The organism is Candidatus Neomarinimicrobiota bacterium, assembly GCA_016784545.1.
Classification (GTDB): Bacteria; Fidelibacterota; UBA8477; order UBA8477; family JABMPR01; genus JABMPR01.
In genome coordinates, this window is record JADHUM010000072.1 from 1 (window position 1) to 15854 (window position 15854).

The following is a 15854-nucleotide window of genomic DNA, read 5'->3' on the forward strand; positions in this document are numbered from 1 at the left end:
TTATGAGACATATTACTTAACAGAAAGGAAACTGTTCATCTAAAGATCGCTGATAATCAGATATCGTGAACCCACAAACTTTTTTGATCAAATGTATCAGACAAAACTCTTTAACTGGGCTTTATATCGGAATCAGGGGGAGGCAGGCCTGTGATAAAATTTTATCCATTTAGCATAAATTCTGGGTTATTTTTAATTTTTCGATAATTCAACAGGAGTGTATAAATTGGATTTTCATAAAGAACTCACTGAACAATTAAAGACGGCCATGAAAGCCAAAGATCAGACATCACTGAAAACGGTCCGTGATCTGAAATCCAGAATTCAATCCCGTGAGATTGAAAAGGGAGAACCCCTGACCGAAGCCGAGTTTGTCAAACTGGTTCAAACTGCAGCCAAGCAGCGCAAGGAAGCCATCGTTTTATATGAAAAAGGTGACCGACCCGAATTAGTAGCAGTAGAAAAGGCTGAATTACAGGTTCTGGAAAAGTATCTACCCCAAATGATGGGCGACACTGAAATGGAGGCCCTGGTCAAACAGGTCCTTGAGGATACTGGGGCAGCGAGCATGAATGACATGGGGAAGGTCATGGGACCTCTCATGAAAGCTGCAGCTGGTAAGGCTGATGGAAAACGTCTTCAAGAAATAGTAAGAGGGATGCTTAGTTAATGGCAACAGGATTTGATTTAATCGGATTGCTTCTCATTGTCATTATGGCAGTGAGTGGGCTGAAAAAGGGACTCATTGATGGTGTTCTGAAAATCGTTGGTATGTATGCTGCAGTTTATGCCTCCATGCACTACAATCATTATGGAACTGTCTTCCTGGAACCCCTCATCAGTATTCCAGAAGCCTACAAAACGCCGGCAGGTTTTGTGATAGTATTTTTGGCAACTATGTATTCCATCACCTTCATCTCATTCTTACTGAAAAAAATAGTTAAATCATTGCGTCTGGGAGCTGTAGATCGAATCGGCGGAATCACCTTTGGTGTGCTTAAAGCTGGGTTGATGTTATCAGCTGTCGTGTGGGCCTTGGCCATGGTTCCCGCTGAAATGAAGGGAGATTGGCAGCAAGAATCACAACTGTATCCCTACGTAGAGGTGTTTGCCGGACAAGCTGTTTATATCTTATCCCTGGAAGATGAGTTGGCAATGATGCAAACCATGATGGATCCTGAAGCTAACAAGGCTGCACTCCTTCAGGCCGCCCTGGGTAGTGACGCAGGTGGTTTGCAGGGTCTGCTTGGCGATGATGCTTCAAAAAGTGAAGCCATTAAAAAGGCCATGGAGTCCATGGGTGGACCTCAAAAAGGAATCATGGAGCAGGTATTGAAGTCCGCAGGGGTGGATGATATAGAAAACCTGGATATCATGGAAGAGGTGGAAAAAGTCAAGCACGCTGGTACCAACAGGCAAGCAGAAATGGATAAAATACTCGCAGAGATAGAAGCCGAGGCGCAGGGTCGCGCGGTGATCGAAGCAGAGGAGGATAGTAGCGAAGTGATAGAAGACGAGGCGGAGGGTCTCGAAGAGTAGAGCCATGGATTCCTCTGGCTCAACCATTTCCAGTTATTTACACCTCGGTTTTGATGATGTACGTCGATGGTTGGCTGATGAAGCCGCTGGCGCAAGTGTCACGCATCAGTTTCAACAACTCCATCCCCAAAAAAATCTAACAGAAATTCGAAATCAGTATGACCGTGTTGCCGGCCTTGAAGCCCTCATGGATCATAATAGCAGTTTCTATATCCGACAATACAATGATCTTCATGAGATTCTCAGACTCCTGGCCCTGGAAGGCAGTACCCTCTATCCTGAGGATTTAAAGGTGGTTCACTCCGTCCTGGAGCAATCTCGAGTCCTGAAAAATATTTTCCAGAATTATCCATCTGATGAAGCAGCTATCTGGGATGAGGATTTTGAAAAAATTACACCCCTACTGGATATTGAAAAAGATATCCTCAGAATTGTTGGACCAGATGGTGAGGTGCTGGACAAAGCCTCATCTACCTTATCCTCCCTGCGGCGCAAGCTCAGAAAATCTGGTGGTGCTGTCCGCACTCGCATGGCTGACCTGGTGAAAAAATATGGTGATTCTGGCTTCTTGAATGAATCGCAGGCTGGTATCAAGGCGGGACGATTGGTTCTCCCCGTGATCAGTTCTTATAAACATAAGGTTCAGGGGGTTATTCAGGATATGTCTAATACGGGGACGACCACCTTTATTGAGCCTTTCGAGATTATTGAATTAAACAATCAGATTAAAACCATTGAAATAGAAGAGCAACAGGAAGTACAACGCATCCTGAGAGAGCTCACCGGCCGACTGCATATCCACCATCACACCATCCAGCTGAATTATAAGATGCTGGAACTTCTGGATTATCATACGGCTCTGGTCAAATTTGGAAAAACCTTCGCCTGCAGCATCCCCACCCTGTCTGAAGATGGCACCTTTTTGCTAAAAACCGCCCGGAACCCAAGGTTGGCTCTTCAGAGAAAAGTAGTCCCTTTAGATCTCGCCATGGATAGTCAGACCAATACCCTGATTATTACTGGACCCAATGCAGGCGGTAAGACGGTGGCACTCAAAACCATCGGTCTCCTGGCCCTTATGGCCAATGCTGGTGTCCCGGTGCCGGCAGCAGAGGGCAGTGTCATCCCCTTCGTGGACAAAATATTCACTGATATCGGTGATCAACAATCCCTGGTGGATGATCTGTCAACTTTTTCTGCCCACCTCAGCACCATCATCCGCATTCTGGATCAGACCACATCTCAAAGTCTTGTGCTTCTGGATGAATTGGGCACCGGAACAGACCCTGCCGAGGGAGCCGCCCTTGCCCGGTCAATTCTAGAATCTCTGGGAAAAGCTGGTGTGAAAACAGTGGCCACCACACATCTCGGTGATCTCAAGGTTTTCGCCCACGAGGCTGAGAATGTTATGAATGGCGCCATGGAATTCGATCAAAAAGGGCTCAAACCCACCTATAAATTTTTAGCAGGTGTTCCTGGCAGCAGTTATGGCTTTGAAATATCCAAACGTCTCGGTCTCTCGGAGGACATCCTGAAAGCCGCTCGTGGGTACATCGGATGGGCCCGGGACAGCATGGAAAAATTGCTGAGATCTCTGGAAGCTGAGCGAGCCACCCTGTCAGGGTTAAAGTCTGATAACACGGATCTCCAACGCGATCTCAAAATGAAGCAGAAACGCATGGATACTGCCCTGGAATCTGTCCAGAAAGCTGAGCGCAAAGCAGACCGGGAAGCTGCTAAAAAAGCCGGTCAGATCATTACGGATGCCCGACAGACAGTTGAGCAGGTCATCAAGCAGATCAAGGAATCCCAGGCAGGTAAAGAGAATATCAAAGAAGTTCGAGGAACCCTGGATCAGATTGAAGCGGAGCTGGAAAAGGTCATTGAGGAAACCGAAGAGCCTCTCAACCTTGAAAAATTGAGCAGTGAGGATATCACCAAAGGATTGGAAGTTACCGTATTAAGTCTCGATCAGATCGGAGTGGTTCTGGAAGCACCTGTCAAGGGTAAAACCATGGTAGAGGTTGATGGCAAACGCCTGCGGGTACCCGTAGAATGGCTGGGTAAGGCACCCCGGAAAAAAGAGGCGGAACTGCAGTCCACCACAGTTGTGAATGTCTCAGATCGACAGGGGAGCACCTATTCTCTGGATCTGCGGGGATTTCGCGCAGAGGCGGCCATTGAAGAATTAAGCCGATTTATTGACCAGGCTGTACTCAGCAATCTGTCCATCATGCAAATCATCCACGGCAAGGGGACAGGAGTGATCAAACAAGTCGTTCACGAGGTGCTTGATAAGCATCCCGCAGTGAAGGAAAAACGTCTCGGTGGTCTTGATGAAGGTGGGGCGGGCATTACTTATGTTGAGTTGAAGTAGTTTATATTTTACAACGAACCTCACGAATTTTAGGAAGTAGAGTAAAAGTAAAATTGTCGTTCTTTTCGTCTGTTTCGTTTAAAAAAAGGAGAGAGCCCTTTTAAAGTAAATCCTTGCCCATAAATGGCATTAACCTGATTCTGCAAAAGGGGCGGGAATTACCTTTGTTGAGTTGAAATCGGATGCCACTGATGAAGGTTAAAGCTCTCCCTCTCCTCCCCAGTTCTGCGAACTGACCCTCCTGAAGGAGGGAAAAATAACTTATGAAAATTCCAGATCACATGCTTAAACGGAGTAGAGCTTTGCGTAGGAGGCAAACTGCGGCTGAATATCATCTGTGGTCTCTTTTGCGGGGAAAGAAATTGGGGGGGTACAAGTTTCGGCGACAGCATGTTATCATTAACTATATCGTTGATTTATTTGTTTCTCTGAAAAATTGATTGTTGAGTTGGATGGTCCTATTCACAACACGCAAAAGGCCAGGGAATATGATTAGCGTCGAGAGGCGCTTCTTGTGGCAAACGGGTACCGAATCCTGAGATTCAAAAATGCCGAGGTCTTTCAAAACGAGGAAAAAGTTCTCTCAACCATTCTACAAACCCTGAACGAAAACAATACCTGAAAATGCTTTTTCTCTCCCCCTGGGGCGAGAGGTCAGGACGCAGTCCTGACAGAGAGGGGCCAACTTCAGTTAGCATTCATTTATCGTCGTCTTATCTTCACCCCATAAATCATGGCACTCATTGCAGAACATATCATTGAACAAGTCCGGGAAGCCAATGATGTAGTGGATGTGGTCTCCGATTACGTTCAGCTCAAGCGCTCAGGTCGCAACTTTTTTGGTCGCTGTCCCTTCCACAACGAGAAGACTCCCTCCTTCAGTGTCAGTCCTGATAAGCAGATCTATCATTGTTTTGGATGTGGAGCCGGTGGCAATGTCATCAACTTCATCATGGAGCATGAACGTCTCGACTTTATATCATCGGTAAAATTGCTGGCTGATCGCGTCAATATTCACATTGAAACGGATCCAGGTGAACCGCGCAAAAAGGATGACCGCGCTTCTATTTATAACATGCACGAAATTGCCTGCAGGGTTTTTGAGCGACAGCTAAATGATACCAGCGCAAAACCAGCCAAAGACTATCTCCTCAATCGAGGTCTTTCAGAAGAAACGCTGAAAACTTTCCGAGTTGGTTTTGCACCAGACAATTGGGATACAGTGACCCTGGAAGTCATGAAACTGGGATTGTCCCAGGATGTCCTCACCCACAGTGGTCTGCTTATGGTCAAAAACGGCGGGGGCTATTACGATCGCTTCCGCAACCGAATCATGTTTCCCATTATGGATATCAATGGCAAGGTCCAGGCCTTTGGTGGACGAATATTTGGCGAGGCTGATGGTGCCAAATATATGAACAGTCCTGAGACCCCGATTTATCATAAAGGTCGAACACTCTTTGGATTAAATCAATGTCGCGATGAAATAAGAAGCTCCCGCACGGCCATTCTGGTTGAAGGCTATATGGATCTCATTCGTCTGTATCAAGAAGGTTTCCAAAATGTGGTAGCTGGAACAGGTACTGCTTTTACCCCAGAGCAGGCTGGACTCATAAAGCGCTTTGCCGATAAGGTATTGGTCTGCTATGATGGGGATGGAGCAGGTCAGAAGGCAGCCCAAAAAGCCGGACTCACACTCCTGGATAAAGGACTCGATGTTCGCATCATCCAGATTCCCAATGGGGAAGACCCCGATAGCTTTTTTGATGAGAAGGATGCCAAAGCATTTCAAAAGCTCATCGGCTCAGCACTGGATTTCATGACTTTTGTCCTTAGAAACAATCAAGATCAGATGGACTCACCAGTGAAGCGTACAGCCTTTCTGGAAGCCATGGTATCCGAACTGGCCCTTATGCAGAATGAAATTCTCAGGGGTATGTTGGCAGGTCAGCTGGCAGATGAGATGCATGTCCCGGAAGATGCCGTCATGGGCTTACTCAAACGGCAATCAAAGCGGGTTCGTCGGTCCGATTATACACCTGATACACCTGCAGCTCCACAAAAAGCCGAGTCAAATATGTTACGTCGTCCGGAATCAGGTGCTGAGAAAGCAGAATTTGAGTTGTTACGTTTGCATCTGAGCCAGGATGAAAGTCTGCTGAACTGGTTGACGTCCACCATTGGTGACGAAGATATCAAAGCTTACCATTATGTGGAGGTCTTCCAGATGCTCCATGGTCGGTTGCGCAAAGAGTTACCCATTAACCACAGCCGGTTGCTGGATGAAATTGAGTCTGCCGAGATCCGGCGGTTTATTGCTCGTTTGATCAATGAGGCGCGTCCAGATCTCGAGAGTATCAGTCATGCGCATCAGTGTATCAAAACGGTGCGCTGGTGGGCCATTCAGCGGGAAATGGATGAGTTGAAACAGCTCATGCGTGATGCAGAAGCCAGGGGTGAAGATTCTCAGGAGTATTTCCGCAGAAAAGTTGATCTCCAATTGGAGCAAAGAGATATCAAACCCAATCCCACATCGATGTAGTCGCTTTAAACAGGGCACTCCAGCCTCATTTTTCATTCGGTTACTCTATTTATATGATTTTGTCCACGCCCCTGCAGATCAAATGGGGGGAAGCGGAAAAATGCTTGGTTTGGACTTGTCGGATTAATATTCCCATATGTGCTTAACATTAATATATTCAACTCGATAGCTCCCATAATAAAGATGAAAATATTTCCAGCTCAAGCTTGACACGCTTTCAATTTTAGCCTAAAATACCATCGGAAAAATGACAGCGAGGAGTCCCTTATTCGATAGAACAAGGGACTCTTTGTATTTTGGGGGTTTGTGTGCAATTCACTAATTACAATATCTTTGCAACTGGTGAACCCCCCGACTATTTTATCGAGCTTTTTGGGAAGATCATCAGTGATGATGAGACATTTCCCGATAATAATTGGGTCACCCAGCTATGCCCCTGGCTTTGATGGGCAAGTAGTCTGGGTCTAGATAGCAAATTTGACATAGGATTAAAAATTTATCATTCATAATTTTTAATTCATAATTATAAAAGGGCCCATAGCTCAATTGGTTAGAGCGCCGGACTCATAATCCGTCGGTTCGGGGTTCAAGTCCCTGTGGGCCCACAAATGAAAACCCATCTTTTGATGGGTTTTTCATTTGTAGAGGGAGTACTCGACTTGCACCCCGAAGGGGTTCATTCAGAGTCAGCGACCAGGTTGCAACATCGTAAAGAAAGACGGAGGCAGGCTTGTCTTACCGAAGCTGCAATCTGTAGGTAGATGAGCCAAAACCTTGCTGAAGATTGCGATCTGTCCCATTTCACATAAGTAAGTTACATCAACAACGTTCTTAGGATGGGATTCTTAGGGCTAAAATTGGTACTCTTGTGTTCTCCCCGATTATATTATCATGAATTTATATATATCTTGGGGGCGATCATCGATTGAGCTTATCCACGATAGCTAAATGTGTAAATGGATTTCTATTTATAGCAATTCTTTTATCCAATTGTCTGATTGCCGGGGACAATTCGATTCGATTTCTGAACATGTCCACAGAAGATGGCTTATCACAAAATAGCGTGTTTAGCATAACCCAGGATACCAGCGGATTTATGTGGTTTGGAACTGATTATGGACTGAACCGCTTTGATGGTTACAAGTTTGTGAACTATTTCAATGATCCCGAGGATTCCACCAGTCTATCAAACAATAGTGTGATGGCCTTACATTCATCAAACTCGGGTGGAATATGGGTTGGAACCAATGGGGGCGGGCTCAATTATTTCGATCCACTAACTCAAACATTTCTCGTGTATTTGAATCGTCCCGACACGCCCACGTCTCTCAGCAACAATCATGTAACCGCAGTATTGGAAGCTTCATCAGGGAAGGTTTGGGTAGGGACTGAAAATGGATTGAATCTTTTTGAACCCGAATCTCAACGTTTCACTAGGTATTTTAAATCTGATCAGATACCGGATGACCATATCACTTGTTTGCATGAATATCCAGCAGGAACGATATGGATTGGCACCAAGAGCGGATACCTGGTCAAATACGATACCTTTGAAGATTCATTTACATCTGTAAAACCTGATATTTTTAAACCCAACCAGGATGAGAATAACATAATCACGGACATTAGTAGCGATGGGAAGGGTTTTCTCTGGCTCAGCATGTTCCTGGATGGAGTATACAGTTATCAGATTGACTCAGACATTCTCAACCGATTTGGAATGGCATATACTGATCCTGATATGGTAAGTGTGTATGCCCCCTTTGCCATCGAAGCCGATCCTCATGGAAATATCTGGATTGGATCTGTGGAGGGGCTTACCAATCTGAATCCTATTAGTGAAACCTATGAATTTTTCAAGAGTGAATCGCACAATCAGTTCAGCATTGGGGGAAATGTTATAAAAAGTCTTTTCATCGACAATCAAAAGACTTTATGGGTGGGTACACGCAACAATGGAATCAGCAGATACAGTCGCTCCATCGACAAATTTGCACGATATCAGCACAGTGATAAAGACCTACAGAGCCTGTCAAAAAATACGGTTTACGGCTTTACTGAAGATCATTCGGGTAATATCTGGGTAGGAACTTCAGGTGGCGGGTTGAACAAGATAAATGCCGATGGTAAAAGTTTCACACGCTTTATCTGGGATACGAGCACTCCTGAGATTTGGAGTCATAATTTCATCATGAAGTTGATCTGTGATAGTCAAAATTATATTTGGATTAGTACCTGGGAAAGTGGTCTTTTTGGGTTTGATCCAAAGACGGGTCGATTTGAAAATTTCCACAACAACCCTAAGGATAGCACGAGTCTGAGTGGGAATCGAATTCATTCAATCCTCGAGGATAGCCGCGGTGATATCTGGATTGGTACCAGTGAAAAAGGTTTGAATCTTTTTGATAAAAAATCTGGTACATTTAAGCGCTTTAAGCATGATCCTGCTGATTCCCTGAGTATCAGTGGTAATTCGATCTATAGTATCAAAGAAGATTCTCAGGGGAATATCTGGCTCGGGACCAGCAATGCAGGGTTAAATCGTTATCATCCTCAGACACAAAACTTTTTACATTACAGCTTCAAACCTCGGAAAACTTCAATAGATCTGAGTGATGACATAAGATGCCTCCAGATAGACCATGCAGGAATAATCTGGGTTGGAACCTATGGCGGTGGATTAATTCGTTTTGATCCCGTAGCAGAGGACTTCACTCAATACAAAGTTAAAGACGGTTTACCCAGCAATGTGATAAAAGGAATTCTGGAGGATGATTCAGGCAATCTCTGGATCAGCACCAATAAGGGCTTGTGTAAATTTGATCCTCTGAGGAAAGTCTTCTCCAACTATACCATTGAGAACGGATTACAGGGTGATGAATTCAGATACGAATCCTGTTTTAAAAGCAGCACGGGAGCTATGTATTTTGGCGGTACGAACGGATTCAATGTTTTCAGACCTGAAGAGATAGCAAATAGTACTTTTCAAGCTCCTGTCGTACTTACAGAGGTTCAAATTAATTATGAATCCATCGGCAGGGCTGGCAGACGAGGTAAAAGCCCTGTATCACAAGCCGCTCCACATTTATTACAGGATTTGCAGCTTAGCTATGCAGATAAAGTGCTGGCATTTGAATTTGCCGCACTGGATTATTCTGCCCCCAACAAGAACCAGTACGCCTACAGATTAGCAGGCTTCGATAACACCTGGATCCACGCCGGCAATCAGCACCAAGTGACCTATACAAATCTTGATCCGGGGTCTTACACCCTTGAAGTAAAGGGCAGCAATAGTGATGGATTCTGGAGCGATAAAACCATCGAATTACCTATTACTATTTCCCCACCATTTTGGGAGACCATCTGGTTTCGTATTCTTGTATTTCTAACTATTTCTATGCTTGTAATTACCGTTTATAAAATTCGCATGAATAAGTTGCGGACATTCGAACAACGCAAAGCGAAAGAAAAAGAGGTACTGCTTCAATTGGAGTACCAACAACGCGCGCTGGTTACCAAATCCATGGATCTGATTGAAAAGCAGGAATTCATGGAAGAAATACTTGATCAGATAAAAGCTCTTTCCCTGGTCTCAGAAGCAGAAAGAAAGGCTAAAACGCGTGTCCTGGTCAACAAGCTTACTACCCTGATCTCATTCAATCATGTCTGGGAAGAGTTTGAAAAATGGTTTACCGAAATCCACAGTGACTACATCAGTAATTTAAGAATAGAGCATCCGAATTTGACCTCCCGGGAAATTAAACTCTGCGCGCTATTGCGTTTAAACTTAATGTCCAAAGAAATAGCCAACCTCATGAATATTGAACCCGCCTCGGTGGATATCCAACGCTATCGAATTCGCAAAAAAAATGGGGCTGGGTAAGGATACAAACCTCGTGGAATACCTTTCTAGATATTAAAAATACCCGCTCTCCCCGACAGTTTCTCCCCATCCAAAAACTTGGTCTTGTATAGATGGTGTATAGATGAAAATCCGTGTGATACTGGCTAATTTTAAGCAACAAATTAAAGCAAGGGGAACGAGATGAACGCACAAAGAAAGATTCAAATTTTGAGTATCCTGATTTTGAGTTTCATACTTCCGGTAATGGTATTCGGAACGATTCAGCAGCAGATCAATGATGCCGTAGATGGTGAGATTGTTTTGGTCTATCCAGGCACCTACGTTGAGAATATCAATTTCAATGGGAAGAACATTACCCTGAGGTCCACGAATGGTCCTGAAGCGACGATTATCGATGGCAATGCCAACGGCAGTACGGTGACCTTTGACTCAGGTGAAAGCAGTGCTGTCTTAAATGGCTTCACCATCACAGGTGGCAGCGGAACCCTGAATGCTGAAGGTCACTACGTGGGAGGTGGCGTTGCCGTTCGGTTTAATTCAACACCCACCCTCATGAATCTCATTATTGAAGGTAATAATGCCCTAGGTGATTCAGCAACAGGTGGTGGGATCATGTGTTCCTTTGGATCAGATGCCCTCATTCATGATGTCATCATTCGCAATAATGAAGCAGATTATGCAGGTGGTTTTTGCGCCTATGAAGCCAGCCCGACCTTAAACCGGGTCGAAGTTTATGGCAACCATGGTCGTGTAACCGGTGGCGGGCTCACATTTTGGACTTCAGGATCAAGGGTTCAAAATGTTCAGGTGTATAACAACACAGCCCTCTACATGGCACCAGGGATCTGGGTTCATAAGCAGGCCGCTCCTATTTTTAATCAAGTCACGGTAACAGAGAATGTGTGCACCTATGGAAACCCTGCAGCCACCATGGGTGGTGGGATGGGTATCAGCGATGGATCGGCACCCATCCTGATCAACTCAATTTTATGGGATAATAGTCCCGATGAGATCGCGTTTTACAATAGTATGGCGGCAAACCAGGTGGGTGTTTACGCTTCTGATATAATGGGTGGAGAAGCGGCCATCGAAACCAATGGAAACGGTAGCGTTACCTGGGGCTTGGGGAATATTGATCTGGATCCTGAATTTATTGCTCCAGATGATGGAGATTTCATGCTTGCTGATGATTCACCCTGCATTGATGCAGGAACACCCATCCTCCGTGTAGGGGGTGAAACATTGATCGATATGAGACATCCAGAATACTGGGAAGCAAATCCTGACATGGGTGCCTGGGAATCACCAAGACCAGTCATGGTATTTGAAGTTCCTGGGGCATTCGCAAGTATTCAAGCCGCTATCAATTATGCTATTGACGGAGATATGATCGTTGTAGCAGCAGGTACCTACTATGAAAATATCAATTATTTAGGCCGGGACATTGTGATCGTGTCAGAATCAGGACCCGAGCTGACCATCATTGATGGTTCTCTGGTAGAAACATCCACCGTGCTCATCGTGAATGGGGAAAGTCAAGCAGCAGTTCTGGATGGATTCACTATTCAGGGGGGGCGCGGCTTCCTCAAATATGGAGCAGGCTCTACGGAGAGGTTCGCTGGCGGGATTTGTGTCCGTTTTGTCTCAAGCCCAACGTTAAGAAATCTTATTGTTACGGATAATTCAGTTCCAATAAATGAAAATCTAAACAATGCTGCCGGTGGAATCGGAGTTGCCTTCGCTTCTTCCCCATTATTGGAGGATATCCTGATCAGCAATAACGAGGCTAGATATGGTGGCGGTCTATATTCACATTATGCTACTCCGGTTCTAAAAAACGTGACTTTCCGGAATAATTATGCCGTTCGATCAGGTGGCGGAGCTGGCTTCAAAACAAGCACTCCCACGATCAACAATGTTCTCGTTTACGATAACACAGCGGGTAATTATGGGGGCGGTTTTTTCATCTATGATACATCTGACGTGGTTATTAATGGCGCCACCTTCTACGGAAATGATGGCGGACCTGGTGGCGGAGCGATTGTTACGATCAATCGAAATAATGTCCATTTACTTAATTCTATCTGTAGGGCGAACACACCCAATCAGATCAAGTCATTCATTTATTATGGCGGTGGCTATAACTATGGACCCGGGAATATTGGTGTCGCAAACTCTGATATACAGGGCGGTTCATCAGGGCTCAGCCTTTCAGCGGGTGAGTTAACTTATTATGAAAGTAATCTGAATCTTGATCCTCTGTTTGAAGATCCAGTTATGGATGATTTCAGGCTCACAAGTAGTTCACCCTGCATTGATGCAGGAACTTCGTTTTTTGTCTGGAATGCTGATACGCTCCTCAGCCTACCAGAGACTGCATATGTTGGGATAGCTCCGGATATGGGCTGTTATGAATTTGATGGTCCCGTCCCTCCCAGGCGAATCAATGTGCCTGAAGATTTCGCCACGATCCAGGCAGCCATTGATACATCAATAAACGGGGATACGGTTCTTGTCCAACCCGGCACCTATGTGGAAAACATCAACTTTAATGGCAAGAATATCATCGTGGGATCCCTGACCTTCCTCAATGGAGACACAGCATTTATCTCCCAGACAATTATCAGTGGTGACACCTCAAACTGGGAAGATGGAACCGTTGTAAGGTTTGAAAATGGCGAAGATTCAACAGCAATCCTGGATGGATTTACCATTTCCAATGGACGATCTTATGCAAATTATTCAACTGGAGGAGGAGGAATTTATTGTGGAAATTCCAGCCCAACAATAACGAACATGACAATCACTGGAAATGAAGCCCATTATGGTGGTGGTATTTATTGCGCGAACGCCAACCCAAACTTGTCATATTTGACCATAACAGGTAACACTGTCTGGGGGAGCGGGGAGGTAGGAGCAGGTGCAGAGGGCGGGGGAATTTATTGTACTGAATCCAGTCCAGTTATTGCCAATGTGACGATTACAGCGAATGAAAGTAATGGTTTGGGCGGAGGAATCAGCTGTTGGTTATCCAATCCGATTCTAGTGAATGTTACTATAGCAGGCAATTTTGCGGGAGGAGGTGGCGGGATTTTTTTAGACAGCTCCAGTCCAATTCTGTCATCTGTGACTATTAGTAATAATACAGCCGAGACACAAGGTGGGGGGCTGATGTGCATGGTTTCCAACCCATCATTGTCATCAGTCACGATCACTGGCAATTCTGCCGGAGAGGCTGGAGGTGGATTCTTCCGGATGGGTGGTGACTCAAACACGGTAATATTGAATTCAATCCTCTGGGATAACATGCCAACTCAAGTGACAGCAGAATTTGGGCTCCCGCCAACCAATGCCAGTTCCATAACGGTTGCCTTCAGCAATATCCAGGGTGGGCTTGACGGCATGGTTGTAAGTGAGTCAGACAGTATTTATTGGGGTGAAGGCAATATTGATGCAGATCCCCAGTTCTGTAATCCCTGGGAATCAGATTATCACTTGGCTGAAAACTCTCCCAGTGTTGGTACCGGTGAAGCGGGTAGCAATATGGGAGCATATGGTGTGGGATGTACCACTCCTGTAGTGGCTTTGGATGAGAAAATGGAAGTTCCAACTGATTTTATCTTGCATCAGAACTATCCCAATCCCTTCAATCCCAGTACAACTATCAGTTACGCACTGCCAGAACAATCAAAGGTGAATCTGACGGTTTTCGATATTCTGGGTCAAGAGCTTATGACGCTTCAAGATGCTGTACAACAAGCTGGTCATTATGAGCTTCAGTGGAGTGGTAAGGATCAATCGGGCAATTCCGTGAGTACAGGTGTGTATTTCGCTCGTCTGCAAGTTGTAGATCCCGCTACAGGCTGGGCGGGAGCGTTTAGCAAGACTATCAAGATGCTCTATCTCAAATAAAAATCGATTACTAAATCTTGTATACAGGCCCCTGCCCTCAAAACTCAGGGGCTTTTTTGCATTGGTCACTTTCCAGTCACACCCCACTTGTAAGTCTAATAAAAACAAGTAGTGGCCTAGGACTCATTCATCTACGCCCTACGGGCTACGACGGCACAAGTAATCCGTCGGTTCGGGGTTCAAGTCCCTGTGGGCCCACAAACACAAAGCCGCTTTTTAAAGCGGCTTTGATGATTAAGGAATATCGAACAAGGAACACCGATTTGTGAACTTGTGCTACTTCGAAATTCTTCAATCGTTAATCCTTGTTCGATATTCAAAGAGGTCAGTTGGTCCCTGAGGCTCTCGAAGGGTACTGACCTTTTTTGTTGCCTCTATAAGTACAATTGAAGTCAGGTAGAACTTCAAGTCACCATTTGAGCCAGTATCGGGAAAATATATTTTAGCAACCATAGTTAAGTGTATTTATTATATTCACGCTGAGCATTTCTACTTCACGACTTTAGAGAGGTCAAACATGACACGGTCAGATGTGATTGATATATTAAAAGATTTCAAGAAATTATCTGCTGATAAATATGGCATCATATTGCTAGGTGTTTTTGGCTCCGTTGCTAGAAATCAAATCAACGACCATAGTGATGTGGATATTGTTTTACAAACTCAGACAGCCGACCCCTACTTGATTGTACATATTAAGGAGGAACTGGAAAGTCGCTTGATCCACTCAGTTGATATCGTTCGATTGCGGAAGACCATGAACCCAAGTTTGAGGCAAAGGATTGAGCAAGAAGCTATTTATGTATGATAAAAGCCTAGTCCAGGATATTCTCCAGCAGATTCTAAATGCAACCTGTACAATCCAGGATCGCTTCATTCCCATTAAGTCTGTTGACGATTTCACCAATACACCCGCCGGCATGGAAAAACTGGATGCGATTTGCATGTTGGTAATAGCTATTGGGGAGAGCTTGAAAAATCTCGACAAAATAACTGATAAATCTCTTCTAATCAGCTATCCCGAGATCGATTGGAAAGGTGCCATGGGGATGCGAGACATTATCACTCATCACTACTTTGATATCGATGCTGAACAGATATTCTGGGTTTGTGAACACCAAATGAATCCTCTTGCTGAGACTATTGAAAAAATGTTGGAAAATCTAGATTAAATAGCAATTCGGACTACCTGTATTTAATCTAGCAATCGATGTTACTAAAGCTGTGGTTAAAAATCAGGGTAGTCACTTTCCAGTCACACCCCTCTTGTAAGTCTAATAAAAACAACTAGTGGCCTAGGACTCACGCGTCTTCGCCCTCCAGGCTACGCCGACACAAGTAATCCATCGGTTCGGGGTTCAAGTCCCTGTGGGCCCACAAACACAAAACCGCCTTTTGGCGGGTTTTTCAATGCAGAATATTGAACAGACGAATAGCGAATGTCGAAGGAGTGGTTACTTCATCATTCTTCAATTCTTTTTCGATGCCTGTCAGGTCGTAGTTCGAAGAACGTAGACAATATATGAAAAAGCAGCGTCCTTCCTGGTTAATTTTGGTTTACCAAACTTAACTAGCCCAAGAAGGAGGCGCTGCATTATGAAATATATAGGCATGGATGC

The 15854-nt window shown here is 44.8% G+C and carries 8 protein-coding genes, 1 tRNA gene and 1 pseudogene; all 10 read left to right on the forward strand.

Going from position 1 to position 15854, the window contains the following annotated elements; genetic code table 11:
* Positions 1 to 226 precede the first annotated feature (226 nt).
* The 10 genes and pseudogenes from ISR87_14025 (at position 227) to ISR87_14070 (ending at position 15407) form a co-directional block, all read left to right on the forward strand.
* Positions 227 to 670 (forward strand): GatB/YqeY domain-containing protein, encoded by a 444-nt coding sequence (locus ISR87_14025; protein MBL7026558.1) that lies wholly within the window; start codon positions 227 to 229, stop codon positions 668 to 670.
* A complete protein-coding gene (locus ISR87_14030) occupies positions 670 to 1539 on the forward strand; it encodes a CvpA family protein (GenBank protein MBL7026559.1) in 870 nt (289 codons plus the stop codon). The genes ISR87_14025 and ISR87_14030 overlap by 1 nt, the downstream gene beginning before the upstream one ends.
* Before the next feature lie 4 nt (positions 1540 to 1543).
* Complete coding sequence (locus ISR87_14035; protein ID MBL7026560.1) at positions 1544 to 3916, forward strand: endonuclease MutS2; 2373 nt, start codon at positions 1544 to 1546, stop codon at positions 3914 to 3916.
* A gap of 281 nt (positions 3917 to 4197) precedes the next feature.
* Positions 4198 to 4538: pseudogene (locus tag ISR87_14040) on the forward strand (DUF559 domain-containing protein).
* A gap of 111 nt (positions 4539 to 4649) precedes the next feature.
* On the forward strand, positions 4650 to 6458 hold the full coding sequence (locus ISR87_14045; GenBank protein MBL7026561.1) for a DNA primase: 1809 nt from the start codon (positions 4650 to 4652) through the stop codon (positions 6456 to 6458).
* Positions 6459 to 6989: 531 nt separating this feature from the next.
* A tRNA-Ile gene (locus ISR87_14050) sits at positions 6990 to 7063 on the forward strand.
* Positions 7064 to 7383: 320 nt separating this feature from the next.
* Complete coding sequence (locus ISR87_14055) at positions 7384 to 10341, forward strand: hypothetical protein (protein ID MBL7026562.1); 2958 nt, start codon at positions 7384 to 7386, stop codon at positions 10339 to 10341.
* Between the two features lie 162 nt (positions 10342 to 10503).
* Positions 10504 to 14235 (forward strand): T9SS type A sorting domain-containing protein, encoded by a 3732-nt coding sequence (locus ISR87_14060; GenBank protein ID MBL7026563.1) that lies wholly within the window; start codon positions 10504 to 10506, stop codon positions 14233 to 14235.
* A gap of 517 nt (positions 14236 to 14752) precedes the next feature.
* Positions 14753 to 15043, forward strand: coding sequence for a nucleotidyltransferase domain-containing protein (locus ISR87_14065; GenBank protein ID MBL7026564.1), 291 nt, complete (start codon positions 14753 to 14755; stop codon positions 15041 to 15043).
* On the forward strand, positions 15036 to 15407 hold the full coding sequence (locus tag ISR87_14070; GenBank protein ID MBL7026565.1) for a DUF86 domain-containing protein: 372 nt from the start codon (positions 15036 to 15038) through the stop codon (positions 15405 to 15407). Before ISR87_14065 ends, ISR87_14070 begins: the two co-directional genes overlap by 8 nt.
* Positions 15408 to 15854 lie beyond the last annotated feature (447 nt).